General features: G+C 72.4%; 30 protein-coding genes and 1 riboswitch. Of the genes, 16 read left to right on the forward strand and 14 right to left on the reverse strand.

The features are described 5' to 3' along the window. The first annotated feature begins 6 nt into the window (after positions 1 to 6). Positions 7 to 240: a DUF7455 domain-containing protein gene (locus tag ABTW72_RS16530; RefSeq protein ID WP_030337431.1), complete on the forward strand. Its 234-nt coding sequence runs from the start codon at positions 7 to 9 to the stop codon at positions 238 to 240. A gap of 379 nt (positions 241 to 619) precedes the next feature. Here the strand turns inward: ABTW72_RS16530 and ABTW72_RS16535 are convergent, their stop codons facing one another. The 3 genes from ABTW72_RS16535 to ABTW72_RS16545 all read right to left on the reverse strand — a co-directional run bounded on the left by ABTW72_RS16535 (position 620) and on the right by ABTW72_RS16545 (position 3,465). Beyond that, a complete protein-coding gene (locus tag ABTW72_RS16535) occupies positions 620 to 2,353 on the reverse strand; it encodes a DEAD/DEAH box helicase (RefSeq protein WP_350859573.1) in 1,734 nt (577 codons plus the stop codon). 190 nt (positions 2,354 to 2,543) lie between these two features. Beyond that, on the reverse strand, positions 2,544 to 3,206 hold the full coding sequence (locus tag ABTW72_RS16540) for a trimeric intracellular cation channel family protein (protein WP_091400592.1): 663 nt from the start codon (positions 3,204 to 3,206) through the stop codon (positions 2,544 to 2,546). A 40-nt stretch (positions 3,207 to 3,246) separates the two neighbouring features. Continuing rightward, positions 3,247 to 3,465: a DUF3039 domain-containing protein gene (locus ABTW72_RS16545; protein WP_007456912.1), complete on the reverse strand. Its 219-nt coding sequence runs from the start codon at positions 3,463 to 3,465 to the stop codon at positions 3,247 to 3,249. A gap of 88 nt (positions 3,466 to 3,553) precedes the next feature. On the opposite strand from ABTW72_RS16545, the gene ABTW72_RS16550 reads away from it, so the two are divergent. Continuing rightward, a complete protein-coding gene (locus tag ABTW72_RS16550) occupies positions 3,554 to 4,489 on the forward strand; it encodes a pseudouridine-5'-phosphate glycosidase (RefSeq protein WP_350859578.1) in 936 nt (311 codons plus the stop codon). After that, on the forward strand, positions 4,486 to 5,385 hold the full coding sequence (locus ABTW72_RS16555) for a carbohydrate kinase family protein (protein ID WP_350859580.1): 900 nt from the start codon (positions 4,486 to 4,488) through the stop codon (positions 5,383 to 5,385). Before ABTW72_RS16550 ends, ABTW72_RS16555 begins: the two co-directional genes overlap by 4 nt. Before the next feature lie 57 nt (positions 5,386 to 5,442). On the opposite strand, the gene ABTW72_RS16560 is transcribed toward ABTW72_RS16555, so the two are convergent. After that, positions 5,443 to 5,802: a DUF3099 domain-containing protein gene (locus ABTW72_RS16560; RefSeq protein ID WP_030337423.1), complete on the reverse strand. Its 360-nt coding sequence runs from the start codon at positions 5,800 to 5,802 to the stop codon at positions 5,443 to 5,445. A gap of 104 nt (positions 5,803 to 5,906) precedes the next feature. On the opposite strand from ABTW72_RS16560, the gene ABTW72_RS16565 reads away from it, so the two are divergent. Both ABTW72_RS16565 and ABTW72_RS16570 read left to right on the forward strand, forming a co-directional pair. Then, a complete protein-coding gene (locus ABTW72_RS16565) occupies positions 5,907 to 6,191 on the forward strand; it encodes a hypothetical protein (RefSeq protein WP_030489374.1) in 285 nt (94 codons plus the stop codon). Between the two features lie 17 nt (positions 6,192 to 6,208). Beyond that, a complete protein-coding gene (locus ABTW72_RS16570) occupies positions 6,209 to 6,520 on the forward strand; it encodes a YlcI/YnfO family protein (protein WP_091400586.1) in 312 nt (103 codons plus the stop codon). Between the two features lie 9 nt (positions 6,521 to 6,529). Here the strand turns inward: ABTW72_RS16570 and ABTW72_RS16575 are convergent, their stop codons facing one another. Further along, the gene (locus ABTW72_RS16575) at positions 6,530 to 7,120 is read right to left on the reverse strand and encodes an HhH-GPD-type base excision DNA repair protein (RefSeq protein WP_350859584.1); all 591 of its coding nucleotides are present in this window, start codon (positions 7,118 to 7,120) and stop codon (positions 6,530 to 6,532) included. Positions 7,121 to 7,214: 94 nt separating this feature from the next. Here ABTW72_RS16575 and ABTW72_RS16580 point away from each other — a divergent pair, with 94 nt between their 5' ends. Both ABTW72_RS16580 and dtd read left to right on the forward strand, forming a co-directional pair. Then, positions 7,215 to 8,699: a DUF7782 domain-containing protein gene (locus ABTW72_RS16580; RefSeq protein ID WP_350859587.1), complete on the forward strand. Its 1,485-nt coding sequence runs from the start codon at positions 7,215 to 7,217 to the stop codon at positions 8,697 to 8,699. Further along, entirely contained in the window at positions 8,699 to 9,121 is a 423-nt protein-coding gene (gene dtd / locus ABTW72_RS16585) for a D-aminoacyl-tRNA deacylase (protein ID WP_350859590.1), read from the forward strand. Before ABTW72_RS16580 ends, dtd begins: the two co-directional genes overlap by 1 nt. 129 nt (positions 9,122 to 9,250) lie before the next feature. Here dtd and ABTW72_RS16590 read toward each other — a convergent pair whose 3' ends face one another. After that, on the reverse strand, positions 9,251 to 10,039 hold the full coding sequence (locus tag ABTW72_RS16590) for a sporulation protein (RefSeq protein ID WP_112604546.1): 789 nt from the start codon (positions 10,037 to 10,039) through the stop codon (positions 9,251 to 9,253). 233 nt (positions 10,040 to 10,272) lie between these two features. Here ABTW72_RS16590 and sigB point away from each other — a divergent pair, with 233 nt between their 5' ends. Together sigB and ABTW72_RS16600 are read left to right on the forward strand one after the other, a co-directional pair. Further along, entirely contained in the window at positions 10,273 to 11,289 is a 1,017-nt protein-coding gene (gene sigB, locus ABTW72_RS16595; protein WP_502892212.1) for an RNA polymerase sigma factor SigB, read from the forward strand. 108 nt (positions 11,290 to 11,397) lie between these two features. Further along, a complete protein-coding gene (locus ABTW72_RS16600; RefSeq protein WP_350859596.1) occupies positions 11,398 to 11,805 on the forward strand; it encodes a VOC family protein in 408 nt (135 codons plus the stop codon). Between the two features lie 10 nt (positions 11,806 to 11,815). Here ABTW72_RS16600 and ABTW72_RS16605 read toward each other — a convergent pair whose 3' ends face one another. From ABTW72_RS16605 to ABTW72_RS16615, 3 genes are read right to left on the reverse strand one after another with little or no spacing between them, the layout of a single operon-like run. Further along, positions 11,816 to 14,371: a bifunctional acetate--CoA ligase family protein/GNAT family N-acetyltransferase gene (locus ABTW72_RS16605; RefSeq protein WP_350859599.1), complete on the reverse strand. Its 2,556-nt coding sequence runs from the start codon at positions 14,369 to 14,371 to the stop codon at positions 11,816 to 11,818. A 24-nt stretch (positions 14,372 to 14,395) separates the two neighbouring features. After that, on the reverse strand, positions 14,396 to 15,577 hold the full coding sequence (locus tag ABTW72_RS16610; protein ID WP_350859602.1) for an acetoin utilization protein AcuC: 1,182 nt from the start codon (positions 15,575 to 15,577) through the stop codon (positions 14,396 to 14,398). A gap of 48 nt (positions 15,578 to 15,625) precedes the next feature. Next, a complete protein-coding gene (locus tag ABTW72_RS16615; RefSeq protein WP_350859604.1) occupies positions 15,626 to 16,486 on the reverse strand; it encodes a sulfurtransferase in 861 nt (286 codons plus the stop codon). Between the two features lie 100 nt (positions 16,487 to 16,586). On the opposite strand from ABTW72_RS16615, the gene ABTW72_RS16620 reads away from it, so the two are divergent. Further along, a complete protein-coding gene (locus ABTW72_RS16620) occupies positions 16,587 to 17,276 on the forward strand; it encodes an iron-dependent transcriptional repressor DtxR (RefSeq protein ID WP_091400569.1) in 690 nt (229 codons plus the stop codon). Positions 17,277 to 17,295: 19 nt separating this feature from the next. On the opposite strand, the gene ABTW72_RS16625 is transcribed toward ABTW72_RS16620, so the two are convergent. Together ABTW72_RS16625 and ABTW72_RS16630 are read right to left on the reverse strand one after the other, a co-directional pair. Continuing rightward, positions 17,296 to 17,844, reverse strand: coding sequence for a hypothetical protein (locus tag ABTW72_RS16625; RefSeq protein WP_350859607.1), 549 nt, complete (start codon positions 17,842 to 17,844; stop codon positions 17,296 to 17,298). Between the two features lie 92 nt (positions 17,845 to 17,936). Then, the gene (locus ABTW72_RS16630; protein WP_350859609.1) at positions 17,937 to 18,197 is read right to left on the reverse strand and encodes a DUF5522 domain-containing protein; all 261 of its coding nucleotides are present in this window, start codon (positions 18,195 to 18,197) and stop codon (positions 17,937 to 17,939) included. 147 nt (positions 18,198 to 18,344) lie between these two features. On the opposite strand from ABTW72_RS16630, the gene ABTW72_RS16635 reads away from it, so the two are divergent. Genes ABTW72_RS16635 through ABTW72_RS16645 form a run of 3 tightly spaced genes read left to right on the forward strand, consistent with a single transcriptional unit; the run spans position 18,345 to position 20,357 of the window. After that, complete coding sequence (locus ABTW72_RS16635; protein ID WP_350859612.1) at positions 18,345 to 18,521, forward strand: dihydrofolate reductase family protein; 177 nt, start codon at positions 18,345 to 18,347, stop codon at positions 18,519 to 18,521. 3 nt (positions 18,522 to 18,524) lie between these two features. Continuing rightward, positions 18,525 to 19,382 carry an alpha/beta fold hydrolase gene (locus tag ABTW72_RS16640; protein ID WP_350859615.1) on the forward strand — a complete coding sequence of 286 codons (858 nt, stop codon included), beginning with the start codon at positions 18,525 to 18,527 and terminating at the stop codon, positions 19,380 to 19,382. Positions 19,383 to 19,415: 33 nt separating this feature from the next. Further along, positions 19,416 to 20,357, forward strand: a complete 942-nt coding sequence (locus tag ABTW72_RS16645; RefSeq protein WP_350859618.1) for a MerR family transcriptional regulator — start codon at positions 19,416 to 19,418, stop codon at positions 20,355 to 20,357. Between the two features lie 32 nt (positions 20,358 to 20,389). Here ABTW72_RS16645 and ABTW72_RS16650 read toward each other — a convergent pair whose 3' ends face one another. Next, a complete protein-coding gene (locus ABTW72_RS16650) occupies positions 20,390 to 21,325 on the reverse strand; it encodes a DUF2332 domain-containing protein (protein ID WP_350859621.1) in 936 nt (311 codons plus the stop codon). Between the two features lie 143 nt (positions 21,326 to 21,468). Between ABTW72_RS16650 and ABTW72_RS16655 the strand changes: the two genes are divergently transcribed. Next, positions 21,469 to 22,581, forward strand: coding sequence for an FAD-dependent monooxygenase (locus tag ABTW72_RS16655; RefSeq protein WP_350859624.1), 1,113 nt, complete (start codon positions 21,469 to 21,471; stop codon positions 22,579 to 22,581). 50 nt (positions 22,582 to 22,631) lie between these two features. On the opposite strand, the gene ABTW72_RS16660 is transcribed toward ABTW72_RS16655, so the two are convergent. Beyond that, complete coding sequence (locus ABTW72_RS16660; RefSeq protein WP_350859627.1) at positions 22,632 to 23,606, reverse strand: CU044_5270 family protein; 975 nt, start codon at positions 23,604 to 23,606, stop codon at positions 22,632 to 22,634. Positions 23,607 to 23,618: 12 nt separating this feature from the next. Further along, on the reverse strand, positions 23,619 to 24,188 hold the full coding sequence (locus tag ABTW72_RS16665; protein ID WP_350859630.1) for an RNA polymerase sigma factor: 570 nt from the start codon (positions 24,186 to 24,188) through the stop codon (positions 23,619 to 23,621). Positions 24,189 to 24,426: 238 nt separating this feature from the next. After that, positions 24,427 to 24,508, forward strand: a riboswitch (ZMP/ZTP riboswitch). Between the two features lie 13 nt (positions 24,509 to 24,521). On the opposite strand from ABTW72_RS16665, the gene ABTW72_RS16670 reads away from it, so the two are divergent. Then, positions 24,522 to 25,421 carry a bifunctional 5,10-methylenetetrahydrofolate dehydrogenase/5,10-methenyltetrahydrofolate cyclohydrolase gene (locus ABTW72_RS16670; RefSeq protein WP_350859633.1) on the forward strand — a complete coding sequence of 300 codons (900 nt, stop codon included), beginning with the start codon at positions 24,522 to 24,524 and terminating at the stop codon, positions 25,419 to 25,421. 231 nt (positions 25,422 to 25,652) lie between these two features. After that, positions 25,653 to 25,841, forward strand: a complete 189-nt coding sequence (locus ABTW72_RS16675; RefSeq protein WP_502892213.1) for a DUF397 domain-containing protein — start codon at positions 25,653 to 25,655, stop codon at positions 25,839 to 25,841. Position 25,842: the final 1 nt, after the last annotated feature.

Genomic DNA, 25,842 nt, shown 5'->3' on the forward strand with positions numbered 1-25,842 from the left:
AAGGCGATGACCCCGACCCTCACGCCGCCGCCCGAGACGGTGGCGCCCCCAGCCGCCGATGAACGGTGCGACCGCTGCAATGCTGCCGGGAAGCTCCGGATCACTCTGGCGGGTGGGAGCGAGCTGGTGTTCTGCGGGCACCACGCGAACAAGTACGCGGAGGATCTCGTGAAGATCACCGAGCGGTTCGCAACGGAGCCCGATTTCAGCTGGCGTGGCGCCGATCTGATGGCGAACTAAATCCGCAAACCGACATAGCTGACCGGAGGCACCCTCGAGGTGCCTCCGGTCAGCTTTTTTCTGTCCGAACGCCCCGCGCCCCGCGCCCCGCGCCCCGCGCCCCGCGCCCCGCGCCCCGCGCCCCGCGCCAAGATCGTGCTCGAACCAGGATGTAGTGGCCTCACCGCCGCGCCGATGCCACTACATCCCGGATATTGCGCGATCTTGACGCGAGATGCCCCGCGGAGGGCATCCTGGGCCGTCCCGGGCAGGCAATCCTCGGCGCCCCAGCCAGCCGGCTGCGGCTGGACGGGCCTGGAGCCGGACGGGGCCTGGAGCCCCGGGGGCAAGCCCGGAGCCGGACGGGCCTGGAGCCGGGCAGGTCTGGAGCCGGGCAGGTCTAGAGGGTCTGCACGGTGGCGATGCGTTCCTCGAGCTGCTCGATGGTGGCCTGGGCGCTCGGTGGCCCGCCGCAGAGCCGGCGCAGCTCGGCATGGATTTTGCCGTGTGGCTGGCCGGTGCGGTGGTGTCGGGCGGCCACCAGAGCGTTCAGTTGGCGCCGGAGGGCCACGCGACGCTGGGCGGCGCTCATGGGTGCGGGTGGCGCTGCCGTGGGCGCAGCGGCCGGCTGAGCGGCCCCGTCGGCCGTACGACGGCGTTGGGCGGCGAGCTGCGCGGCCTGCCGCTTGGTCAGCAGCAGCGAAACCTGGTCGGCGGTGAGCAGACCGGGCAGGCCGAGGTATTCCTCTTCCTCGGGGGTGCCGGCCTGGGCCGCGGTGCCGAACGACGCGCCGTCGAAGATCACCTGGTCCAGCTCGGCGGTGGCCGAGAGCGCCGCGAACCGCTTCTCCAGCTCCCCGCTGGCCTGGTCGTCGCGCTGCGCGCGTTCCAACAGGTCGTCGTCGAAACCGTCGGCTTCCTTGGGTTTACCGAGTACGTGGTCGCGCTCGGTCTCCATCTCGCTGGCCAACCCGAGCAGGTGCGGCACGCTGGGCAGGAACACCGACGCGGTCTCCCCGGGCCGGCGGGCCCGCACGAACCGGCCGATCGCCTGGGCGAAGTAGAGCGGGGTGCTGGCGCTGGTGGCGTAGACCCCGACCGCCAGTCGCGGGATGTCGACCCCCTCGGACACCATCCGCACCGCGACCAGCCACCGCTGGTCGGACGCCGCGAACGTCGCGATCCGGGCGGACGCGCCCTGGTCGTCGGAGAGCACCACGGCGGCCTTCTCGCCGGTCACCTGCTCGATCAGCTTGGCGTACGAGCGGGCGGTCTGCTGGTCGGTGGCGATGATCAGACCACCGGCGTCGGCCATGCCCGCGTTGCGCAGGACGGTGAGTCGGGCGTCGGCGGCCCGCAGAACCTGTGGCATCCAGTCGCCGGCCGGGTCCAGGGCGGTGCGCCACGCCTGGGCCACCAGGTCCTGGGTCATCGGCTCACCCAGCCGGGCCGCCAGTTCCTCCCCCGCGTTCGTACGCCAGCGGGTCTCCCCGGAGTACGCCAGGAAGAGCACCGGCCGGACCACCCCGTCGCGCAGCGCGTCGGAGTAGCCGTACACCGAGTCGGCGCGGGAGCGCAGCAGCCCGTCTCCGCCCCGCTCGTAGCTGACGAACGGGATCGGGTTGTCGTCGGAGCGGAACGGCGTCCCGGTGAGCATCAGGCGGCGTACGGCGGGTTCGAAGGCGTTCTTCACCCCGTCGCCCCAGGACCGGGAGTCGCCGGCGTGGTGGATCTCGTCGAGGATGACCAGGGTGCGCCGGGTCATGGTGCGTCGCCGGTGCACCTGCGGGGCCATCCCCACCTGCGCGTAGGTGACCACCGCGCCGTGGAAGTCGGCCGCGGAGTGCAGGTCGGCGTTGCGGAAGGCGGCGTCGAGTTGGATGCCCACCCGGGCCGCGGCGTCGGCCCACTGGTTCTTCAGGTGCTCGGTCGGGGCGACCACGGTGACCGCCTCCACGGTGCCGTCACCGAGCAACTCGGCCGCGATCCGCAGGGCGAAGGTGGTCTTGCCGGCGCCGGGCGTGGCGACAGCGGTGAAGTCCTCGCTACGGCGACGCAGGTACTCCACCAGCGCCTTGCGCTGCCAGGCGCGTAGCGCCGGGAACGTCTCGAGCACCGGCGTCCGGGCTGCCACGCGAAGCTCCTCTCCGACCGCACGATGGCGGACCCCGGGCGAGGGCCACGAGGATCCGCCGCCCATGAAAACGCCTCCGCGCAGAAGCTGCCGCGAAGGCCGACTCAGCATAACCAGCACGGGCCGTCGGGCCCAGGCGACGCCACGCTGGTCACAATCCCGCACCCGACCGAACGGCGGCCCGACCGTCTCACCACTCCCGGTCGGTGCGTGGATCCGCCCCGTCGGCACGGGGCGGGCGCAGCGTGGCCACCGGCGCGGACCAGCGTCGACGCAGCGCGATCAGGCGCAGTCCGAAGACCAGGACGGCGGCGGCGGTGAGCGGCGCGGGCCCGGTCTGCCCGGTGACGTACAGCAGCACCACCAGGACCGAACCGGCCAGTGCGGCCAGCGCGTAGATCTCCCGGCGCAGCACGACGGGGATCTCGGCGGTGAGCAGGTCACGGCCCAGCCCGCCGCCGATCGCGGTGAGCATGCCGATCAGGCAGGCCCCGACGGCCGGCACCCGGGCGTCGAGCGCCTTGAGCGTGCCGGTGACGGTGAACAGCGCCAGGCCGGCCGCGTCCAGCACCAGCACGGTGGTGCGCAGTCGGACCAGTTGCGGGTGCAGCCAGAAGACGGCGAGCGCGGTGATCGCGGCGGTGGCCGCGTACCGCCAGTCGGCGAAGGCCAGCGGTGGCACCTCGTCGATGACCAGGTCCCGGAAGATCCCACCGCCGAGGGCGGCCACGAAGCCGACGAACGCGACACCGAACAGGTCCAGTCGCTTGGCCACCGCCGCCGAGGCCCCGGACGCGGCGAACACCGCCACCCCGGTCAGGTCGGCGAGGAGCAGGGCGGTGGAGGTGGTCACCGCCGCAGGCTACGTCGCCGGCCGGAGCACCGGCCGAGGTTCACTCACGGTACGAGTCGTAGATCTCCTTGCACTTGGGGCAGACCGGCGAACCCGGCTTGGCCGCCTTGGTGACCGGGAAGGTCTCGCCGCAGAGAGCGACGACGAAGGTGCCCATGACGGCACTCTCGGCGATCTTCTCCTTGCGGACGTAGTGGAACATCTCGGGACCGGTATCGGCGTCCTTCAGCTCCGGACGCTCGAGAACCTCTGTGCTCACGTCTGCACCTCCAACCGACAAGTTTGGCAGGTCATCATGGCCGGGTCCACTTGAGGCCGGCCGAGGCCCCACCCCGTACGGTGCCCGTGTGACTGACTTTCGCATCAGCTACGGCACCGAGGTCGCCGAAGCCCTGCGCGACGGCCGGCCCGTCGTCGCGCTGGAGAGCACCATCGTCTCGCACGGTCTGCCCCGACCGGACAACCTGCGGGTGGCCAGGGAGATCGAGCAGACGGTTCGGGACGCCGGAGCCGTTCCGGCGACGATCGGCATGATCGCCGGCGAGCTGGTGGTCGGCTTGGACGACGCGCAGCTGACCCGGCTGGCCACCGTCGACGGGGTGACGAAGCTCTCCGTCCGCGACCTCGCGGTGGCTGCCGCGACCGGGGCGGACGGCGCGACCACGGTGGCCGCGACCAGCGCGGTGGCCGCCGCCGCCGGCATCGGCGTGTTCGCCACCGGCGGGCTGGGTGGGGTGCACCGGGAGGCCGCGCACACCTTCGACGAGTCGGCGGACCTGGTGACCCTGGCGCAGACCCCGATCGCGGTGGTCTGCGCCGGGGTCAAGTCGATCCTCGACGTGGGCGCGACGCTGGAGCGCCTGGAGACCCTCGGGGTCGCTGTTGTCGGTTACCGCACCCGCCGGTTCCCCGGCTTCTACCTCACCGACGCCGGCTTCGACCTGGACTGGTCGGTGGATTCGCCGGAGCAGGTCGCCGCCGTGCTCGCCGCCCGGGACGAGCACGCCGTGCACACCGGCGGGCTGCTCATCGCCAACCCGCTGCCGGTCGACGAGCAGCTCGACCCGGAGCTGCACGACCGGACGCTCACCGAGGGCCTGGCCCTGCTGGAGCGGGACGGGATCACCGGAAAGGCCGTCACCCCGTACCTGCTCGCGCACTTCCACTCGGCCACCGAGGGTGCGAGCCTGGCGGTGAACGTGCGGATCATCCTGCGCAACGCCGACCTGGCCGCGCGGATCGCGGTCGCCTCGGTGGCCCGCGGCACCGCCGTCCCGGCATGACCCGACCGGCCCGGGTGGTCGTCGTCGGGGACGTGATCACCGATGTGGTCGCCGTGTTGTCCGGGCCGCTCGCGGCCGGCTCGGACACCGGGGCCGCGATCAGTCTCGGCGGCGGCGGTCAGGCGGCCAACACCGCCGCCTGGATCGCCGCGCAGCGGGTGGACGTCACGCTCGTCGGAGCCGTCGGTGACGACGACGCCGGGCGGGACCGGGTGGCCGAGCTGGAACGGGCGGGCGTCGACTGCGCCATCGAGCGGATCGAGGGCGCCCCGACCGGCACGGTCATCGTGTTGGCCGCCGACGACGAGCGCACCATGGTCAGCCAGCGGGGCGCGAACCTGCGGCTGAGCGCCGCGCACGTCGAGCAGGCCGTCGCGGCGGCGCCCGGCGCTGGGCATCTGCACCTGTCCGCGTACACCCTGTTGGACGCGGAGTCGCGCGGCGCGGGGCTGCGGGCGTTGGCCGCCGCCCGCGAGCGCGGGCTCACCATCAGCGTCGACGCGGCCTCCGCGGCGCCGTTGCGGCGGGTCGGCGCGGCGGCGTTCCTGGGTTGGGTACGCGACATCGACCTGCTCCTGGTCAACGCGGACGAGGCCACGGTGCTGGCCGGCGGGCTGGACCCGGCGGCGCAGGGGCGGGCGCTGTCGGCGACGGCTCGACGGGTGGTGGTGAAGCGCGGCGCGGCCGGAGCGGTCTGGGTGGACCGCACCACGCCGGTCTGCGTGGCTCCGGCCAGCCGGGTGGCGGTGGTGGACGTCACGGGCGCGGGCGACGCCTTCGCGGCCGGTCTGCTCACCGCTTGGCTCGCCGGTGGGACCCCGACCGCGGCACTGAGCCGCGCCACCGACCTGGGCGCGCTGGCCGTCTCCACCGCCGGGGCTCGGCCACAGGCGTAGCGGCCTGCGCCGGGCCTGGCGCGGTCGGGACGGTTCGGACCCTGGCCCGTTCGCGGGTCAGGGTTCGACGTCGATGACCTTGTGTGGGCGCTCCTCGGCGGTGAGGCTCATCGGCGGGGTGTCGTCCTGCTGGCGGGGGTGGAACCGGTTGGCCAGCCGGTGCTCTTCCTTCGGCGGCCGGTCGTTGGCCAGCAGCACGGCCAGCCAGGGGATGAGCACCATGCCGAGGCCGCACAGTGGCAGCCAGAGCCAGAGCAGTGGGGCGTTCGCACCGACCAGGATCGCGCCGACGATGATGCACAGCACCCGGATGCCCATCATCAGGACATAGCGGCGCTGGCGACTGTTGAGCTGATCGTCCTGGCTGCGCGAGGCGTCGGTGATCAGAATCGGCTGGTACGCCTGACGCTTCACCATGGACCTCCTCGAGGGGGTTACGCCTCATCCTGTCACCGCAGGCCCGTGATCAGCGAACTTCGAGTCATCCCGCCGCGTGTTACGCCCGTGGTACGCTGCGCGATGTGGGCAGCAGGTTCAGCTTCACCGACGAGGCGTTGGCCAACCTGAGGGTCTACGACGTCACACCCGGGGAAGTCTGGGAGGCGCTGCACAGCGCCCGACGGGTCATCCGTCATCTGGGTGACGACGTGATGGTGGTCTACGCCGCCGCCCGTCGGGGCCGCCGGCTGGCGGTGCTGCTCGCCGAGGCCGATGGCACCGACAACGACTGGGACATTCTCTCCGCCCGCGAGTTGAGCGACGTCGAGTCCAAGCGCTACGACGAGGCCGTGCGGAGATCTCGGTAGACGAGGAGGCCGTGACGATGCACCGGAACGACGCGACCAAGCAGTTCCACGACGGCGGCGAGCGGATCGCCGAGCTGATCGACGAGAGCCCGGCGGCGGAGCTGCCCACCCCCGACAGCGACGTGCCGATGGTGAGCCGCTCGGTGCGGCTGCCACTGGACACCTACGAGCGGGTTCGCGCCGCCGCCGACGCCCGGGGCATCGGGGTCACCACGTTGATGCGCCAGTGGATCGAGGCCGGCCTGGCCGACCTGGACGACTCGGCGACCGTCTCGCTGGCCGACGTCCGACGCGCACTGGCCTCGCTGGCGCACCCCACCGCCGCCTGAGCGGACGGCTCAGCCGCCGCTCGTCTTCGCCTTGGCCGCCGCCTTCATCTGCTGCTTGAACTCCCGCACCCGACGCAGCGAATCGGCGTCGGTGACGTCGGCCACCGACCGGTACGCGCCCGGGTCGCCGTAGTCTCCGGCTGCCTTCCGCCAGTCCTGCGGGGTCACCCCGAACCGCTTGCCGAGCAGGGCCACGAAGATCTGTGCCTTCTGCTTGCCGAAGCCGGGCAGCGCGGAGACCCGGCGCAGCAGCTCGGGTCCGTCGGCGACCTCGGCCCAGAGCAGCGCCGCGTCACCGTCGTAGCGCTCCACCAACACCTGGCAGACCTCCTGCACCCGGGCGGCCATGGCCTTGGGAAACCGGTGCAACGCGGGCGGCTGGGCGAAGAGGGCGACCAGGGCCTCCGGGTCGTACCCGGCCAGCTCCGCCGCGTCCAGCTCATGGCCGAGCCGCTGCTGGAGCACGTACGGCGACGAGAACGCCTTCTCCATCGGCACCTGTTGATCGAGAACCATGCCGACCAGCAGGGCCAGCGGGCTGCGCTCCAGCAACCGGTTGGCCTCCGGGTCGATGGGCAGGACAAGCGTCATGCGGACCATCCTGCCTGGCGTACCGAGCCGGGCGGACACCGACGCTCCGACGTCTACGGCGGGTGACGCTGACCCGGGACCCAACGGAGGGCAGGATGTCGGGGTGGACGAACACGACATGCTGCTCTCCCCCGCCGGCGTCGACGCGCTGCGCAGCGCACTGACCCGGGCCGGATTCACCAGTCACGGCATCGCCGAGCGGCTGGGCGCCCAGGCGACCGCGGCGGTCGCCCGCAACGACTACCGGGCCGCGCTGCGCGCCACCGGGGACGGCGACCCGCTCGGCACCCTGATCCGGGTGTTCATCTGCGCCCAGACCGAGTCGGAGGCGGCGGTGACCGCCGCCCTGGCGCCGCTGAGCCTGGCCGAGGCGCTGGCCGGCGGGCTGGTCGAGCGGTACGGCGACGGCCTGCGTGCCGGCATCGACCTGGAGCCGTACGGCGAGGACTGGTGGGTGCTCGCCGACGTGCCGGCCAGCGCCCGCCCGGGTCGCCCGTTGCACGCCGAGCACGTCCTCGGCGTCGGCGGGGCGACCCACACCCTGATCGGCGCGACCATGCGCCGGCCGGTCGACACCGCACTGGACCTGGGCACCGGCTCCGGGATCCAGGCCCTGCACCTGGGCACCCACGCCAGGTCGGTGACCGCCACCGACCTCTCCGAGCGGGCGCTGCGCTTCGCCGCGACCACCGCCGCCCTCAACGGTCAGGACTGGGAGCTGCTCCGCGGCGACCTGGTCGCCCCGGTGGCCGGTCGACGGTTCGACCTGGTGGTGAGCAACCCACCGTTCGTGGTCGGCCCGGGCACGACCACGCACGTGTACCGCGACTCCGGCCGGGTCGGTGACGCGATCGGCGCCGAGCTGGCCGCCGCCGCCCCGGGCCTGCTCACCGAGGGCGGCACCATGCAGTACCTGGCGAACTGGGTGCACGTCGCCGGCGAGGAGTGGGACGAGCGGGTGGCCGGCTGGTTCGCCGGGACCGGTCTGGACGCCTGGGTGATCCAGCGGGAGGTGGCCGACCCGATGGCGTACGTCGACCTGTGGCTCACCGACGTCGGCGAGACCGCCGACCCACAGCGGATGGCCGCCTGGCTGGACTGGTTCGACGCGCACAAGGTGGAGGGCATCGGCTTCGGCATCGTGTCACTGCGTCGGGGCGGGCACGCCGACCCGGTGGTCCGGGTGGAGGATCTGCGCCAGCGGGTGCAGCCACCGCTGGGCGACCAGGTCGCCGCCTGGTTCGACCGCCAGGACTTTCTCCAGGTACGCGACACCGAGGCGTTGCTCGCCGAGCGCTACCGGGCCGCCGAGGGCCTCCAGCTGCGACAGGAGGCCACCATGGGCGACGAGGGCTGGGGGGTGGACCGGCAGGTCCTCGCGATGCCGCACGGCCTGCGCTGGACCGAGGAGATCGACCCGCTGGTGCTGGCGCTGGTCGGTGGCGCCGACGGCCGGCTGCCGCTGCGTGACCAGCTCGCCCTGCTCGCCGCAGCGCACGACGTCGAGCCCGACGAGATGGCGGAGGCCGCCGGCCCGATCGTGGCGCACCTGGTGGAGCGCGGCTTCATCGAGCCGGTGAGCGCCTGATGCGGGCGGTGGTGCAGACCGTCGGGCGGGCCAGCGTGACGGTGGACGGCGAGGTGGTCGGTGCCATCGAGAACGGCCTGCTGGTGCTGCTCGGCGTGACACACACCGACACCGCGCAGACCGCTCAGACGATGGCCCGCAAGGTCCACGAGGTACGCATCCTGGACGGTGAGCGGTCCGCCGCCGACACCGGCGCGCCGATCCTGGTGGTCAGCCAGTTCACTCTCTACGGCGACGTCCGCAAGGGCCGGCGCCCGAGCTGGACCGCCGCCGCCCCCGCCGAGGTCGCCGAGCCACTGGTGACAGCGGTGGTCGACGCCCTCCGCGAACGAGGAGCGAAGGTGGAGACCGGTCGCTTCCGCACGCACATGCTGGTGGAGAGCACCAACATCGGCCCCCAAACCCTCCTCCTGGACCTCTAACCCCACCCCACCCCACCCCACCCCACCCCCGGTTGATCATGAGGTTGACGGGCCTTTTGAAGATCGAATCACCGGTCAACCTCATGATCGACGGGAGAGGCCGGGGGGCGGGTGGGGTGGGGGTGGGGGTTAGGAGAAGAGGCCTCGGCGGGACAGGGACTGGCGGAGCCAGTTGTCGAGTTCGGCGGTCCAGTCGGTGCGGTCGGCGGTGGCGTGGTCGACCGTGAACCGACCGAAGGCGTCCCGGCCCTCGGTGAAGACACCGCCGCGCTTGTCGACCTCCAGCACCACCTGCATCTGCTGCGCGTCGGCGATGAAGGTGACCTCCAACTGGTTGATCGAGCGGGCGTACTGCGGTGCCGGGCTGAACTCGATCTCCTGGTAGAACGGCAACGTCTGGCGTACGCCGTAGATGTGGCCACGCTCCACATCGGCGCGTGCGAACCGGAAGCCCAGCCGCAGCAGCGCGTCCAGCAGTCGCTCCTGCGCCGGCAGCGGGTGCACCGACACGGCGTCCAGGTCACCCTTGTCGACCGCGCGGGCGACCTCCAGCTCGGTACGCAGGCCCATCGTCATTCCGTGCAGGTGCTGCCCGTACAGCTCGGTGACCGGTGTCTCCCACGGCACGTCGAAGCGGAACGGAAGGTCGTAGCGCTGCCCCGGCTCCAGCCGGAACGCGCCGGTGACCTGCTGGCGGTGGAACTCCTGAGTGGTGTCGTAGTCGTTGTCGCCGCTCTCCACCTCGACCCGGGTGACCAGGCCGAGAGCGACATGGTCGATGTCGACCTGGTGGTCGCCGCCCAGCACCTGGATCCGGCCCTCCAACTGGCCGCCCGGGCGGCAGTTCGCGTTGGCCAGCACCGTTTCCACCGACGGTCCACCGACGCCCATCGCCTTCATGAGCCGCTTGAAGACCACACCGTCCTCCAACTGTCGTTTCCGGCCGACCAGAGGTGGCCGGCCGTCCGCAACGTAGCCGGGGCGGGCAACCACACATCCCGACGACACACCGCACCAGCGATCCGACGTAATTCCTGTCGGGTGCCCGATCGCCTCACTCCCGTTTTACGCCCCGCCCGCCAAGCTGTTGTTCACACCGGCACCACTGGGCCGGGAACACGGCACCGACGTGGAAACGGGGAGAGACAGAGATGGTCCTTCAGATGACGGAACACCGGACGCGCCCGGCCACCACGACCGACACCGACGGGGCCCCCGAGGCCCTCGTCGACCTGGACGCCACCGACGAGCGCGGCATCTCCACCGACCTGGTCCGGGCCTACCTCAACGGAATCGGCCGGACGAAGCTGCTGACCGCCGCGCAGGAGGTCGACCTGGCCCGGCGCATCGAGGCCGGCCTGTTCGCCGCCGAGAAGCTGGCCACCTGCACCCCGGTCTCCGCGGAGCTGCGAGCCGACCTGGAGCTGATCGTCGCCGAGGGCCGGGCCGCAAAGGACCACCTGTTGGAGGCGAACCTGCGGCTGGTGGTCAGCATCGCCAAGCGCTACACCGGCCGCGGCATGGCGTTTCTCGACCTGATCCAGGAGGGCAACCTCGGTCTGATCCGGGCGGTGGAGAAGTTCGACTACGCCAAGGGCTACAAGTTCTCCACGTACGCCACCTGGTGGATCCGACAGGCCATCACCCGCGCCATGGCCGACCAGGCCCGCACCATCCGCATCCCCGTGCACATGGTCGAGCAGGTCAACCGGATGGTTCGGGCCCGCCGCGAACTGGCGGTGACGCTGGGCCGCGAACCGACGGTCGCCGAGGTGGCCCGCGCACTGGAGATCCCCGAGATCCAGGTCATCGAGCTGATCTCCTACGACCGGGAACCGGTCAGCCTGGACCAGGCCGTCGGCGACGACGGTGAGAGCGCGCTCGGCGACTTCGTGGCCTCGGTGGACCCGCGCACCGAGCCGGGCGACGCCGCCGCCCAGGGCGAGCTGCGCAACGAGGTCAGCATCGTGCTCTCCACGCTGTCCCAGCGGGAACAGGCGGTCATCCGCCTCCGGTTCGGCCTGGACGACGGCCGCCAGCGCACCCTGGACGAGGTCGGCCGGGAGTTCGGCCTGTCCCGGGAGCGGATCCGGCAGATCGAGAAGGTGACGCTGCTGAAGCTGCGCGCCCCAGAGCGGGCCCAGCGCCTGGAGGCGTACGCCTGCTGACGCATCCGGTTCCCACGGAAGGCCCTGGCGGTTCGCCGGGGCCTTCCGTGCTGTCGGGGTGCTTGACTGGGACACCGTCCGCTGACCGACGACCCGAGGAGAGCGACAATGAACTGGACGCTGGAAGTGGTGATCGTGCCGGTCTCCGATGTGGACCGGGCGAAGACGTTCTACGCCGACAAGCTCGGCTTCACGGTGGACCACGACACGGTGATCAGTGACGACGCGCGCATCGTCCAGCTGACGCCGCCCGGTTCGGGCTGCTCGATCGTGATCGGTAAGGGCGTCGTACCGGAGATGCCGCCCGGCTCACTCAAGGGCCTGCAACTGGTGGTTCCCGACCTGAAGCGGGCCCACGAGGAGCTGGTCGGGCGGGGTGTGGAGGTCAGCGAGATCCAGGTGGTGGGTCAGAACCCCCGGCCGGTGCCGGATCCGCTGGACAACGTCGGCTTCGTCTTCTTCGCCGACCCGGACGGCAACACCTGGGGCGTCCAGCAGATCTCCAGCCGCGCCTGAGCGGGCACGCTCACAGGCGGCGGGGGCCGGTGTCCGGGCGGGCGACCACGCCACCCACCCCTACCTGCGCGTGCAGGATCGAGATGCCATCCGGGCGGGCGAGCACCGGGTTGAGGGTCAGCGAGCGCACCCGGGGCTGTTCGTCGGCGAGCTGACCCACCCGCAGCAGCAGATCGGCCAGGGCCGCCCGGTCGACCGGCGCGGCCCCCCGGTGCCCACGCAGCAGCGGCGACGCCCGAGGCTCGTCGACCAGCTCGGCCGCGTCCCGGTCGGTCAGCGGCACCGCCCGCCAGGCCCGATCGCCGAGCAACTCGGTGGCGACCCCGCCCAGGCCGAAGCCGACCACCGGCCCGAACGCGGGGTCTTCCACCACCTCCACCACACAGGCCACGCCGGGCGGGACCATCGGCTGGACCAGCGCGTCCGCACCGAAGGTCGCCGCGAGGTCGGCGTACGCCCGGCGGAGGGTCGGCTCGTCGGGCAGGTCCAGCCGGACCGCGCCGAGGTCGAGCCGGTGCCGCAGCCCGGGAGCGGCCGCCTTGAGCGCCACCGGAAAGCCCAGCCGCGCCGCCGCGTCGACCGCGGCGTCGGCCGTGTCGACGGACACCGAGGCGACCACGTCGATGCCGTACGCGGCCAGCAGCGCACCCGGGTCGGTGGCCTCGGCCCGGAGCGCGGCCTGCGCGGCAGCCCGATCGAGGTCCGGAAGCTCCGGTGCCACCCCGGGCGGGCGGCGAAGCCACTCGGCGTACCGGTGCGCGCGGGCGAGAGCGCGGACCGCCTCCTCCACGCCGCCGTACGCCGGCACCCCCGGTGGCAGCCGCCCGACCAGGAACGTCGCCACTGTCGGCTTGCCCAGCGCGAGGGCGGCCGGCAGTGCGGCGGTCACGTCGGCGTCCACATCGGTCAGCTGGCCGGGTAGCGGCGGGGCGAAGACCACCACCAGGGCGTCCACCCGTTCGTCGGCGGCCGTCTCGGCGAGCGCGGCGGCGAAATCGGCGGCACCGGCGCTCGGCCCTACGTCGCGGGGATAACCGTCGGCCACGCTCAGGCCGTGCCCGACGCAGGCGGTCGCGGCGAGCCCGGTGAGGGCCGAGGAGTTGCCGACCACACCGACCCGGCCGCCGGCCGGCAACGGCTGGTTGGCCAGCAGCACACCCACGTCGAGCAGCTCCGGCACGGTGTCCACCCGGATCACCCCGGACTGGGCGAAGAGCGCCGCCACCGCCACCTCGTCCGGCCCGGCGGCGTCACCGACCCCGGGCGGGCGGGCCGGCGAGGCGAGCGCGACGACCGGTTTGGCGCGGCCGATCCGCCGGGCCAACCGGGCGAACTTGCGCGGGTTTCCGAAGGTCTCCAGGTAGAGCATGATCACATCGGTGCCGGGGTCGTCCTGCCAGTACTGGAGGAGGTCGTTGCCGGAGACGTCGGCCCGGTTGCCGGCCGAAACGAAGCTGGACAGCCCGAGGCCCCGTCGGTCCGCCTCGGCGAGCAGCGCCACCCCGAACGCACCCGACTGACTGAAGATGCCGACCCGGCCGGCCGGCGGCAACACCGGGGCGAGGGTGGCGTTGAGGCGTACCGTCGGGTCGGTGTTGGCCACGCCCAGACAGTTCGGGCCGACGACCCGCATCCCGGCCGCGTGCGCCGCGCGGACCAGTGCCCGCTGGGTGGCCGCGCCCTCGCCGCCGGCCTCGGCGAAGCCTGCCGAGATGACCACCAGGCCGTGCACCCCCGCGGCGGCGGCGTCGGCCACCACCGCTGTCGCCGCCTCCGGTGGGACCGCCACCACCGCCAGGTCCACCGGCGCTCCGGCATCAACCGCCGACGGGTACGCGGGGAGGCCCGCCACTGTCGACGCGCTCGGATGCACCGGCACCACCGCACCGGTGAACCCGCCGTCGCGCAGGTGCCCGAGCACCGCCGCGCCGACGCCCTGGCCGGTGGCGCTGGCGCCGTAGACGACGATGCCGCGCGGGGCGAGCAGCCGGGCGATCGAGCGGGCCTCGGTGCGGTGCTCCCGGCCGCGCTGCACCTCCAGGCTGGCCTCGGTGGGCGCGATGGGAAAACTCAGGTGGACCACGCCGTCGGCGTACTCGCGCTGGACCTGGTAGCCGAAGTCGGCGAAGACCCGCAGCATCGTCCCGTTGGCCGGCAGCACCTCCGCGACGAAGCTCATGATGTCGTTGCGGCGGGCCGCGTCGGCCAGGTGCTCCATCAGCACCGAGCCGATCCCCCTCCCCTGGTAGGCGTCCTCCACCACGAAGGCCACCTCCGCCTCGGGGGCCTGCGGGCCGAGCCGCTCGTACCGGCCGACCGCGACGATCTGGTCGGCGGCCAGCACCACGAACGCCTCCCGGTCGTGGTGGTCCACGGTGACGAAACGGATCAGATCCCGCTCCGGGATGCGCGGGTACGGCGAGAAGTACCGCAGGTAGCGGGTGCGCTCGGAGAACCGGCTGTGCATCGCCACGATGCCCGGCGCGTCGGCCGGGTCGATAGGTCGCAACTGGACCGTGCTGCCATCGCTGAGCAGCACGTCGACCGGCTGGTCCACGGTCGTCACCGGAACGCCCTCCCCCGGCCCGGCTCAGTCCCGTGGATCGTGCGGGTCGAGCCCGAGCAGCGGGAAGACCGTCTTGCGGGTGGCCGCGATCGCCCGGTCCACCGCGTTCGGCTCGCCGGTCGGCTGCCACGGCTCGTACGACGGGTCGGCGTCGTCGGTCATCCGCAGCGGCACCTCCCGGCCCAGACTTCGGGAAGCGACCAGGTCTCGCCACGCGGGTGGGGTGAGCGTGGCCGGGTCGATCGGGTCACCGGTGGCCACGGCCAGCAGGTGACTCCAGGCCCGGGGCACCACCTCGACGAGCGCGTACCCGCCGCCGCCGGTAGCCACCCACCGGCCGTCGCACAACTCGTCGGCGAGCGCCCGCATCGCCAGGTAGGTGGCCCGCTGCCCGTCCACCGTCAGGTTCAGGTCGGCGAGCGGATCCAGCCGGTGCCCGTCGGCACCGCACTGGCTGACCAGCACCTGCGGCCGGAACGCGCGCAGCACCGACGGCACGATCGCGTGGAACGCACGCTGCCAGCCGCTGTCGTCGACACCGGGCGGCAACGGCATGTTGACAGCGGTGCCCTGCGCGCCCGGCCCACCCGTCTCGTCCGGGAAACCCGTGCCCGGGAAGAGCGCCAGCGGGGTCTCGTGCACGCTGACCGTCAGCACGCGCGGGTCGTTCCAGAAGATGTCCTGCACCCCGTCGCCGTGGTGCACGTCGACGTCCACGTACGCGACCCGCTCGGCGCCCAGGTCGAGCAGGCGGGCGATGGCCACCGCGGGGTCGTTGTAGACGCAGAAGCCGGAGGCTCGGGCGGACATCGCGTGGTGCAGCCCACCGGCGACGTTCACCGCCCGCCGGGCTTCGCCGCGCCAGACCGCCTCGGCGGCGGCCACCGTCGCGCCGGCGATGAGCGCGCTGGACTCGTGCATACCCTCGAAGACCGGGTTGTCGGAGGTGCCCAGCCCGTACCCGGCGAAGAGCGGGTCGCGCGGAGCGTTGCGTACCGCGGCGAGGTAGGCCGGCGCGTGCACCCGGGTGAGCAGGGCGTCGTCGGCGGGCTCCGGCTTGACCATCCGCACCCCGGGCCGATTCAGGATGCCCAGCTCGCGGGCGAGCGCGATGGTCAGCTCCACCCGGACCGGGTCGAGTGGATGGTCACCCATGTCGTAGGCGAGCAGCGACTCGTCCCACACCACAACCGTGTCGTCGGACATGAGCCCATCGTCGCACGAGGATCGGCGCCGGCCCACCGCACGCGCTGGTCAGCGGCCGGGTGTCGGCCCGGAGGCGACCGGTCGGGCCGGGTCCGCCACCCAGTTGCTCCACGATCCAACGTAGAGCGCGGCGTCCGTGCGGCCGGCCAGGTGCAGCGCGAGCACCGCCTGGGCGGCGGTCACCCCTGAGCCGCAGTACGCCCCGACGGCCCGCCCATCGGTCACCCCGGCGGCGGCGAACCGCTCGCTCAGCACGTCGGCGGCCAGGAAACGGCCGTCCGGCCCGACGTACTCCCCGGCGGGCAGGTTCGCCGCTCCCGGCACGTGCCCGGCCACCGGGTCGATCGGCTCGACCTCGCCGCGATAGCGGGGCGCCGCCCGCACGTCGAGCAGCACGGCGTCGTCCGCGGCGGCCAGCGCGGCGGCCTGCCCGGCGTCGAGCACCGGGAGATCACCGGGGCGCACCACGACGTCACCGGGGGGTGGGGCGGGCGCGTCGGTGGAGACGGGCCGGCCGGCGGCGACCCAGGCCGGGTAGCCGCCGTGCAGCAGGCGTACCGGCCGGTGACCCGCCCAGCGCAGCGTCCACCAGGCCCGTGCGGCGGCCATGCCGTCGCCGCCGTCGTACACCACCACGGGGTGACCGGCGCGGACGCCGGCGGCCCGCAGTGCGGCCTGCAACGCCGCCGGGTCGGGCAACGGGTGCCGGCCGCCGGCGCCCGGCGCCCCACAGAGCGCGGTGTCCAGGTCGACGAAGACCGCCCCGGGCAGGTGGCCGGCGAGGTAGTCGTCGCGCCCGGGCGGGCCGATGAGGCGCCAGCGGACGTCGAGCAGGGTGGGCGGATCGGCCTTGTCGAGCTCGGCGACGAGCCGATCGACCTCGACCAACGGCTCCTGGGTACCGGACATGGCGACCATCCAACACCATTCGCGTAGACGGCACGCGGTTCGGCGGCGGTCGCCAGTCGTTCACCGAGGTAACATCGTGCACCGGAGGGCCGCTGACCTTATGAAGTCTCACGACCTGGTCGACACGACCGAAATGTACCTGCGCACCATCCTCGAGTTGGAAGAAGAGGGGGTGCCACCGCTGCGTGCCCGGATCGCCGAAAGGCTGCAGCAGAGTGGCCCCACCGTGAGCCAGACCGTCGCCCGGATGGAGCGCGACGGCCTGCTCACCGTCGAGGGAGACCGGCACCTGACGCTCACCGCCCTGGGTCGCGGCAGTGCCGTGTCCGTGATGCGCAAGCACCGCCTCGCCGAGCTGCTGCTGGTCAACGTCATCGGGATGCCCTACGAGGAGGCCCACGAGGAGGCCTGCCGCTGGGAGCACGTGATGAGCGACGCGGTGGAGAAGCGGGTCTACGACCTGCTCAACCGGCCGACCCGTTCCCCGTACGGCAACCCGATCCCCGGGCTTCAGGAGCTGGGTTCGCCGGCGGCGGAGACCACCGAGGCCGCCGAGGGCGAGCGCAACCTTGCCTTCCCCGGCCTCTCCGGGTCGGTCGTGGTGCGCCGGATCTGCGAGAGCGTGCAGAAGGACGCGGACGTGCTGCGCCAACTGCACGCCGCCGGTGTCGACCCGGGCGCCACGGTGACAGTGGCCCAGGAGCGCGACGGGGTGTCGATCGACCGCTCCGGTGACCGGGTGCGGCTGCCCCGCGAGGTGGCCTCCCGGGTCTTCGTCGCCGCCAACTGACCAATCGGGCAGCTGGGCGTCACAACGCCCGGGTGTCCACCTTCTTCGCCAACGCGGTCAGGTCAGCGGTCAGCTTCTCCACCGCCGAGCGCTCACTGCCACGGGCCGTGGTCCAACTCACCGTGGCCAGCCGTCCGTCGCCGGCCAGCCAGCCCACTTCCGCGACCGGCCCGTGCCCGCTCGCTGCGGCGGTGGTCCGCTTGTACGCCTGCTGACCCAGCCCGGTGACCTTCGCCGCCTTGTCCGGCACCACGTCCGCGCCGAAGCTGACCTTGTCGATCGTGGTCTCGGTCACGCTGAGCGTGAGCTCCGGCAGGGTGGCACCTGCGGCCCGGACTACACAGGTGTGGGTGTCGCCCTGTTCGCTGGCCGCCGCCACGTCGAAGCGGACCTTCACCACCTGCTCGATCACCGCGAAGTCCAGCAGACGGCAGGCGCCGCCCGAGGAGGCCGCCGCCACGTCCACCGCGATCGGCACCGGCGACGGCACCGCCGCCGGTTCCGCCTCGTCGGCACAGCCACTCACCAGCAGCCCGGCCAGCCCGGCGATCACGATCCGCCCGCGCACACTTCACCCTCTCGCCGACCGACGGCGGAAGGCGCCCGCCAAGTGTCCGTCGGACACCGTACGGGGTGTCGGTGTCGCGCGGAAGTCCTCGTTTACGCCTGTTCCGAGGGTGGATCATCCACGTACGGACAGTGCCGGCAGCCGCGCCCGCAGCACGTGCCGCGGCGGGCCAGGAAACCGGCGCTGAGCACGAACAGCCCGCTCGCCGGGTCGAGGTAACCGGCCTCACCGGCGGCCAACGCGGCGGTGTGCGCGGCGAGGATCCGGGCCCGGTCGGGGTGTCCGGACGGCAACCGGGACGGGTGCGGCTCGGTGAGCGGCCGGTCGGCCAGGGGTCGTCGCTCTCCGGTCACCCGCAGCAGTCTAGGGACCGGTGCTGGTCGACCTCTCGCTGCCCGGATGCCCGACATGCCCCCGGCGTCGTCGCGGCGAGCGGTCGATTCGTCGTACGGTCCGACGACGATCGGGTTCGACACCCGTCGACGCATACGGAGGAAACGATGCGGAAGATCGTTGTGCAGATGAGTTTGTCGTTGGACGGGTTCTTCGAGGGCCCGGGCGGCGACATCGGCTGGCACCAGGTCGACGAGGAGTTGCACCAGCACTTCAACGACGTGATCGCCCCGATGGGCGGGTTCCTCGGCGTGGTCCTGCTCCGCCACGAGCGGGTCCGCTGACCGATGATCACCACTTTCGACGCGATCGACGGGACCACCCTCGCGTACCGCGAGGTCGGAGTTGGGGACCCGCTGGTCTGCCTGCCGGGCGGGCCGATGCGCGACTCCGCGTACCTCGGTGACCTCGGCGGTCTGGGCGCGCACCGGACGCTGGTCATCCTCGATCCGCGGGGCACCGGCCGCTCGGCGGCACCGGCGGACGTCTCGACGTACCGCTGCGACCGCATGGTCGACGATGTGGAGGCGCTGCGCGAGCACCTGGGCCTCGACCGGCTGGATCTGCTCGGCCACTCCGCCGGCGCCAACCTGGCTCTGCAATACCTGACCCGGCACCCCGATCGGGTGGGCCGACTCGCGCTGATCAACCCGAGCATCCGAGCGGTCGGGCTGACGGTGACCGCCGCGCAGCGCCAGGAGGTCACCGAGGCCCGGGCCGGCGAACCGTGGTTTCCGGCGGCAACGGTGGCGATGGAGTCCATCCTCGCGGGTCGGGCCGGGCCAGAGTCCAAGCAGGAGATCGCGCCGTTCTTGTACGGCCGGTGGGACACGGCCGCTCAGGTCCACCAGGCCGCAGAGGCCGGTCAGCGCAACGAGGAGTTGGCGGGGATATTCAGCTCCGAAGGCGCCTTCGACCCGCCGGCGACCCGTGCGGCGCTCGCCGCACATCGAGGCCCGGTGCTGCTGCTCGCCGGCGCGGTCGACCTGGCCGCACCGCCGGGCCTGGTGACCCAGTTCGCCGAGCTGATCCCCCGCGCCGAGCTGGTCGTTCAGCCGGGCGCCGGGCACTACCCATGGCTCGACGACGCCGAGGCGTTCACCGCGACGGTCGCGGCGTTCCTCGCCGGTCCGGACGGTGCTTGAGTCTCCACCGGGGGGAGACGCGAGGGTGAGGACATGAGCGGGCAGACGTTCCACACGATCGGCGACCTGGCCCGACGGACCGGCCTGAGCGTCAAGACCATCCGGTACTACGCCGACAGCGGGGTGGTGCCGCCGACGGACCGGAGCCCGGCCGGCTACCGACGGTACGGCCCGGCGGCCGTGGCCCGGTTGGAACTGGTTCGGACGCTGCGTGACCTGGGCCTGGACCTGGCCACCATCCGGCGGGTGGTGGACAACGAGGTGCCGCTGCCCGAGGTCGCCGCCGCGCACGCCCAGGCGTTGGCCGTGCAGATCCGGGTGCTGCGGCTGCGCCAGGCGGTGCTCACCGTCGCGGCGAGGCGTGGGTCGGGGCCGATCGAGGTGGACGAGCTGCACCGACTGGCCCAGCTCACCGACCGCGAACGCGGCCAGTTGGTGACCGACTTCCTGGACAGCGTCTTCGCCGGCCTCGGCGACCAGCCCGCGTACCCGGGTGTGTTCGTCTCGTTGACGCCGGAGCTTCCCGACGACCCCAGCACCGAGCAGATCGAGGCGTGGCTGGAGCTGGCCGAGTTGTGCCGGGACCCCGCGTTCCGGGCCCGGATGCGGCGGCTGGCGCGACAGCACGCCGTCGACCACGACGTCCCGGGGCTGCCCCGCCCGGACGCCGTCGCGGTGGTCCGGGACGCGGTGGCCCCCGCCCTCGCCGCTGGTCTCGACCCGGGCAGCCCGGACGCCGATCCGGTGGTCGCAGCGGTCACCAACCGGTACGCAAGCCTGCACTGTCACTCCGACGAGGCCGACCTGCGTCGGCGGTTGCTCGAACGGCTGGTGCCGGCCAACGACCCCCGCCGGGACCGCTACCTCGACCTGTTGGCGGTGCTCAACGGCTGGCCCGCCGGCGATGCGACGGTGCCGGCGGTGGACTGGTTCATCCGGGCCCTGCGCCACCGGATGCCCGAGCCGGCTCGTTGAGCTGACCGCGTCGAAAGAGCGGCTTGGTGACGTCAGCCGAACCAGGTCAGCGCCTGGCCGTGGCCTCTGGCCCAGGCCAGCGGCTTTCCGTCGAGCGCGAGGACGTTGTGCAGCGCGTCGCTCGGCGGGCCGGGCAGCCCGTCGTACCGGAGCACGTCCGGCCCCTCGTTCGCCACCCAGTGCCCCGGCAGCTCGCGGACCAACCGGACGAACGCGTCGCGGCGCGGGGGCGGCACCTGATAGAGCACGGACGTGTGGAAGACCACCAGCGTCGCGTCGGACGGCGCCCGCGCGGCCAGCGCCGGCAGGTCGTCCACCAGGTCGCCGCGGACCAGCAGCGGCGGGTCGGCCGCGGCGACCGCCGCCGCGGCGCGCAGCCGGGCCCGCCGGTGGGCGTGCTCCGGCCAGATCAGCGCGTCCAACCAGGACACGTCGTCGCTGTCGGTCACGTCGAGCGGGTTGAGGTCCAGGCCGGCCCGCCACACCACCTGGGGTACGCGGGCCGGCGGCGCCAACCCGTCGGCCGCGCAGTCGAGGACCAGCTCACCGGAGCCGACCCGATGGTCGCCGTAGCGGTACGCGTAGCGGTCGGGGTAGAGGCAGAGCCCTGCCGACGCACCGACCTCCAGCAGGGCGAGTGGCTGCGGCAACGCGGCGAGCACCGGCAGCAGGACCGCGCACCGGCCCGCCTCGTTCGTCTGGGTGGCCCGGGTGAGCATCTGCGCCTCGATGGCCGGCCAGTGCGTCACCACGTGGTCGTGGAACGCGGCCGGGTCGTCGACCGGGCCGCCGAGCCAGCGGACGACGCCGAACAGCAGATTCGGCTGCCGCTTGGCCGGCGGAAGCCCGTCGAGCAGGGTGAGCAGGTCGTCGTCGCGGGCTACGGCCTGCGACAGGCGCTCATACGTGGGCGACACCCCGCGCGCCTCGCGGCTGCCGAACTCGGCGTACGTCTCAGCGGTCGTCATGCCTCATCGTCGCAGCCCATTCCTCGGTAGTTCAGCCCCCATTTCCGTGCGCTGCCTCACCCGCCTCGTAGAGTGCTGCGGCGGCTGGAGCGTTGAGCAGCAGCTCAGCGGGGTCGAGCAGGGGCAACGGGGAGGAAAGTGTCGTGCGGGGTGACGGTATCCGGGTGCTGATCGTCGGCGGCGGGGTCGCCGGACTGGCAGCGGTGGCCGCGCTACGCGAGTGGGGTGCGACGGTCGACGTGGTCGAGCGGGCACCCGGGCCGACCGACTCCGGCACCGGCATCTACCTCACCGGCAACGCGACCCGGATGCTCGACGTACTCGGTCTGGCCGAGCCGGTCGCCGACGTCTCCGTGGAGATCACCCGGCAGCGCAGTGCCAACCAGCGCGGACGTCGCCTCTTCGACATCGACGTGGCCGCGCTGTGGCAGGGCGTCGGGCCGTGTGTGTCGCTGCCCCGGGCGCACCTGCACCGGGCGCTGCTCGCCGGCGTCGGCGACACCCCGATCCGCTGGGGCCGCCAACCGGTCGCGCTCCTTGCGGAGGGCGACCAGGTCGCCGTCGAGTTCGACGACGGTGCCACCGCGAGGTACGACCTGGTGCTCGGCGCGGACGGAGTGAACTCGACGGTCCGCCGGCTCGCCTTCGACGGTCAGGCGGCCCACGACCTCGGCCAGTACGCGTACCGGTGGGTTGCTCCCCGCGTCGACGACGAGCCGGTCTGGTCGGTGCAGTTGGGGCGTGGTCGGCAGTTCCTGACCATCCCGATCAGCGCCGAGCAGACGTACTGCTACTACAACGACGGCCCGGTGGCCGACCGGCCCGGCTGGCGCGACGAGCTGGCCGCGACGTTCACCGAGCCGGTGACCACCATGCTCAAGGCCCTGGACTACGACGACAGCACCCTGCACGCCGGGCCGAACCAGGAGGTCGTGCTCGACTCCTGGTCCCGGGGGCCGGTGCTGCTGATCGGCGACGCCGCCCACGCCACCTCGCCGAACATGGCCCAGGGCGCGGCGATGGCCCTGGAGGACGCGGTCGTGCTCGCCTCCTCGTTGGCCACCGCCGGGTCCGTTGCCGAAGCCCTGCGCGGGTACGAGGCGCGGCGACGCCCACGCACCGACTGGGTGCTCAGCCAGACCCACCGCCGGGACAAGGCAACCGGGCTCCCGCCCGCGCTGCGCGACCTGGTGATGCGCCGCCTCGGCGAGCAGATGTTCCGCTCGAACTACGGGCCCCTGTTCGTCCAGCCCTGACCGGTGCAACCTCACCGGACCAGTCAGGGCTGGGGCGCGCCCACCACCGATCAGGGCAACTGGCCCGGCCGGTCGACGATGGCGATGCGCAGTTGCGCGATAGCCGCGTACAGGGACTCTTTGCCGTTTCGCACCACCGAACTTCTGGTGCCGAGGAAGACGTGGGTGTCTCGGTCGAAGAGAAGGTCCTCGTTCCCACCAATCACGCCGGGCATCCGGATCGCCACCCCATGCCGACCGGCGGCGTCCACCACGTCGCCCGAAATGACCACCGCTCCGGGCTCCCGTGCCAGCACTTCGAACAGCGCCGCGAGCGCGCGGGGCGGCACGTAGTCGCCACGGACCATCGACCGTGCCGTGGTGTACGCCATGCTCTCGTCCCCGTAGACGGCCTCCTCATCGGCTCCTTCGGGAAGATGCAGGTCGACCGGGTTTTCCCGAAGGTATCGAAGCAGCTCGTCCGGATCGGTGGGGAGGTCGCCGTGGTACGCGGGCGGCTGGAACGCGTCCAGTTCCTTCGTGGGATCGGCGGCATCGCCCATGCGGAGCACCTTCAACTCGCCCCACCCGTTCGGGTCGTTCTCTGGTCGGTAGCGTCCCTGCGTGTACGCGACTCCGCCGGCCGACTGCCACAGTTGGTTCCGAATGGTCTGGTAAGGACCGCTGTCCGGCAGGTCCCGGATCGTCGCCAGGGATTCCGTGAAGACGTACTGGTCGGGTCGGGCGGTGAGCTCCGGCTGCTGCCGGGCCGCCGCAGCCGCCAGGTGGAAGATCTCCGCCGCGTTGGCCGTCGGCGGCGGCTGATCGCCCACCCTCATCGTCTGGACCACCAGCCCACCGGCGGTCAGCGTCACCGCGAGCCCGACCGCTCCGGCGAGACGCCAACCGCGCAGGAATCGGGTACGTCGTCCGGCGGGACGGGCCGCCGACGCCACCTCGGCCCGTTGGGCGACGTGTGCGGTCAGATCCCTGAGGAGTTGCTCCTCGAAGCCCTGCGGCGACCGTTCGGTCTCGTTCATCGTCATCTCCGTCTCATTTCAGGCGAGGGTGGTGACCGGGCGGGCGAGCACGGCGCGGACGAGGCGGCGGGCACGGTGCAGGCGGACCCGAGCGGCGACCGGTGACATCCCGAGCACTGTCGCCGCCTCCGCGACGGTGAGGCCATCCACGGCGACGAGTTCGACGAGCGTCCGGGTGCCCTCGGGCAGCTCGCTCAGCGCCCGATGGGTGTGGCGGGCCGCCGACTCGGCGTCGATCCGCTCCTCGATGCGGGCGATGTCGTCGGGGCCGAGGTCCCGTCGTCCGGCCAGTCGGCCGGTCACCCTCAGTCGTTGGGCCGCCCGACGCCGCTCGTCGCCGATGACGTTGCGGGCCACTCCGTACAGCCAGCCAATCTGGCTCCCCCGCTCCGGTCGGTAGCCGGCCGCCGACTCGATCACCGCAAGGAACACGTCGGCGGTCAGGTCGGCGGCGAGATGGGGGTCGTCGACCCGCCGTGCCACGAACCGGCCCACCGCCTCCAGATGCCGCCGGTAGAAGACCTCGAAGGCCACCGGATCGGCTCCGATGCCGGAAATGTCATCATCGGCTCGGCTCGGCTCATTCACAGGCCGTCCTCCCTCGTAGCCTTCACACCCCTTCTTCGTAAGGCGGAGCACGAGTGTTACCGAACCGCCCATCCGGGCCCCATCGGCGGCACCATCCGACGAGCGACATTCCTCAGGGCCATAAATATGACCCTGAGGCATGTCGCTGTTCGGCAGCACGTCCCGGTGCGGGTCTGCACGGCGCTGGCGGTGGCGCTGCTGGCCCAACTGGGCAACCGCCCAGGTGATGCGGCATTATCGAACCACCGGCGACTGGCGGCACGGGGATGGTGGAACCATCGGGGAGCCTCTCGCGGGCGTCGACCGCCTGGGCGCCTGCGTCGAGGGACCGTCATGACCACGACCAGCGAATCTGCCGAACAGCACACCCCGTCCGGCGCGGCCCGGCTCCTGCCGGGTGCACCCGTCGCCGAAGCCGTCCTGGCCGAGACCGCCGACGCAGCCGCCCGCCTCCGCAACCGCGGCATCACACCGAGCCTCGCCACCATCCTCGTCGGCGACGACGACGCCAGCGCCGGTTACATCGCCATCAAGCAGCGTCAGGCCGCCGCGCTCGGGTTCGCCTCCCCGCACGTGCATCTGCCAGCCACCGCCACCCAGGCCGAACTGCACCAGGCCATCGCCCGGTTCAACACCGATCCGGGCGTGCACGGGCTGCTCGTGCAGTACCCCGTTCCGGGGCATCTGGACTACGACGCGGCGTTGCAGACCATCGACCCGGACAAGGACGTCGACGGCATGCATCCGCTGAACATGGGGCGTCTCGCCGTCGGCCTGCCCGGCCCGCTGCCGTGCACCCCCGCCGGCATCGAAGCGCTCCTGGCGTACTACGAGATCCCCGTCGCCGGTCGTGAGGTCGTGATCCTCGGCCGCGGTGCCACCCTGGGCCGCCCCCTGGCCATGCTGCTCGCCCAGAAGCGCCCGACCGCCAACGCCGCCGTCACCGTCGTCCACACCGGTGTGCCCGACTGGGCCCGCTACACGCGCCGCGCCGACATCCTCGTCGCCGCCGCCGGCGTACCCGGGATCGTGCAGCCTGAGCACGTCAAGCCCGGCGCGGTCGTCATCGGTGCCGGCGTCCGCTACGAAGGGCGGCGGCTCCTACCGGACGTGGACGAAGCGTGCGCCGAGGTCGCCGGCGCCATCACCCCCCGGGTCGGCGGGGTCGGTCCGACCACCGTCGCGATGCTGTTCCGTAACGCCGTGCGCGCCGCTGAGCGAGCGAACCAGTAACCCAATCGCCGAGATCACTTGATGCTGAGTAGTCAGAGCCGATCGCCCACACCTACTCAGCATCAAGTGATCGAGCCGGCTTCCTGCGATGGAAATCTCCTGGCGGGCACCCGGGTCAGATCCTCGGCCGACTGTGGGACCGACTCCGGGCAGCCGCTCTCGGGCCGGTAGAGTCGCGCAAGCTCATCCTGAGGATGGCGGACGACGTAGAGCGGCATCAGACCTGAGAGAGTGATCCTGGAGACTTTGGATCGCCTGGTCTGGCGCAAGTCGAGCTACAGCGACAACAACGGCGGCGCAGGCGTCGAGGTAGCCGAAGTCGGTACGAGCATCGCAGTGCGCGACAGCAAGAACCCCGGTGGCGCGACTCTCCGCTTCACGAGAAGCGCTTGGGCGGGGTTCGTGCGGCGCGTCCGGTAGC

Origin of the sequence: Micromonospora sp. NPDC127501, from assembly GCF_040302185.1 — a bacterium.
GTDB lineage: Bacteria > Actinomycetota > Actinomycetes > Mycobacteriales > Micromonosporaceae > Micromonospora.

What these genes read in the sequence shown, in the direction of transcription:
- ABTW72_RS16530 (WP_030337431.1), top strand. Translation starts at nt 7, where the DNA reads ATGACCCCGACCCTCACGCCGCCGCCCGAGACGGTGGCGCCCCCAGCC.
- ABTW72_RS16555 (WP_350859580.1), top strand. Translation starts at nt 4,486, where the DNA reads ATGACCCGACCGGCCCGGGTGGTCGTCGTCGGGGACGTGATCACCGAT.
- ABTW72_RS16560 (WP_030337423.1), bottom strand. Translation starts at nt 5,802, where the DNA reads ATGGTGAAGCGTCAGGCGTACCAGCCGATTCTGATCACCGACGCCTCG.
- ABTW72_RS16570 (WP_091400586.1), top strand. Translation starts at nt 6,209, where the DNA reads ATGCACCGGAACGACGCGACCAAGCAGTTCCACGACGGCGGCGAGCGG.
- ABTW72_RS16575 (WP_350859584.1), bottom strand. Translation starts at nt 7,120, where the DNA reads ATGGTCCGCATGACGCTTGTCCTGCCCATCGACCCGGAGGCCAACCGG.
- dtd (WP_350859590.1), top strand. Translation starts at nt 8,699, where the DNA reads ATGCGGGCGGTGGTGCAGACCGTCGGGCGGGCCAGCGTGACGGTGGAC.
- sigB (WP_502892212.1), top strand. Translation starts at nt 10,273, where the DNA reads ATGGTCCTTCAGATGACGGAACACCGGACGCGCCCGGCCACCACGACC.
- ABTW72_RS16600 (WP_350859596.1), top strand. Translation starts at nt 11,398, where the DNA reads ATGAACTGGACGCTGGAAGTGGTGATCGTGCCGGTCTCCGATGTGGAC.
- ABTW72_RS16610 (WP_350859602.1), bottom strand. Translation starts at nt 15,577, where the DNA reads ATGTCCGACGACACGGTTGTGGTGTGGGACGAGTCGCTGCTCGCCTAC.
- ABTW72_RS16615 (WP_350859604.1), bottom strand. Translation starts at nt 16,486, where the DNA reads ATGTCCGGTACCCAGGAGCCGTTGGTCGAGGTCGATCGGCTCGTCGCC.
- ABTW72_RS16620 (WP_091400569.1), top strand. Translation starts at nt 16,587, where the DNA reads ATGAAGTCTCACGACCTGGTCGACACGACCGAAATGTACCTGCGCACC.
- ABTW72_RS16635 (WP_350859612.1), top strand. Translation starts at nt 18,345, where the DNA reads ATGCGGAAGATCGTTGTGCAGATGAGTTTGTCGTTGGACGGGTTCTTC.
- ABTW72_RS16640 (WP_350859615.1), top strand. Translation starts at nt 18,525, where the DNA reads ATGATCACCACTTTCGACGCGATCGACGGGACCACCCTCGCGTACCGC.
- ABTW72_RS16645 (WP_350859618.1), top strand. Translation starts at nt 19,416, where the DNA reads ATGAGCGGGCAGACGTTCCACACGATCGGCGACCTGGCCCGACGGACC.
- ABTW72_RS16650 (WP_350859621.1), bottom strand. Translation starts at nt 21,325, where the DNA reads ATGACGACCGCTGAGACGTACGCCGAGTTCGGCAGCCGCGAGGCGCGC.
- ABTW72_RS16660 (WP_350859627.1), bottom strand. Translation starts at nt 23,606, where the DNA reads ATGACGATGAACGAGACCGAACGGTCGCCGCAGGGCTTCGAGGAGCAA.
- ABTW72_RS16670 (WP_350859633.1), top strand. Translation starts at nt 24,522, where the DNA reads ATGACCACGACCAGCGAATCTGCCGAACAGCACACCCCGTCCGGCGCG.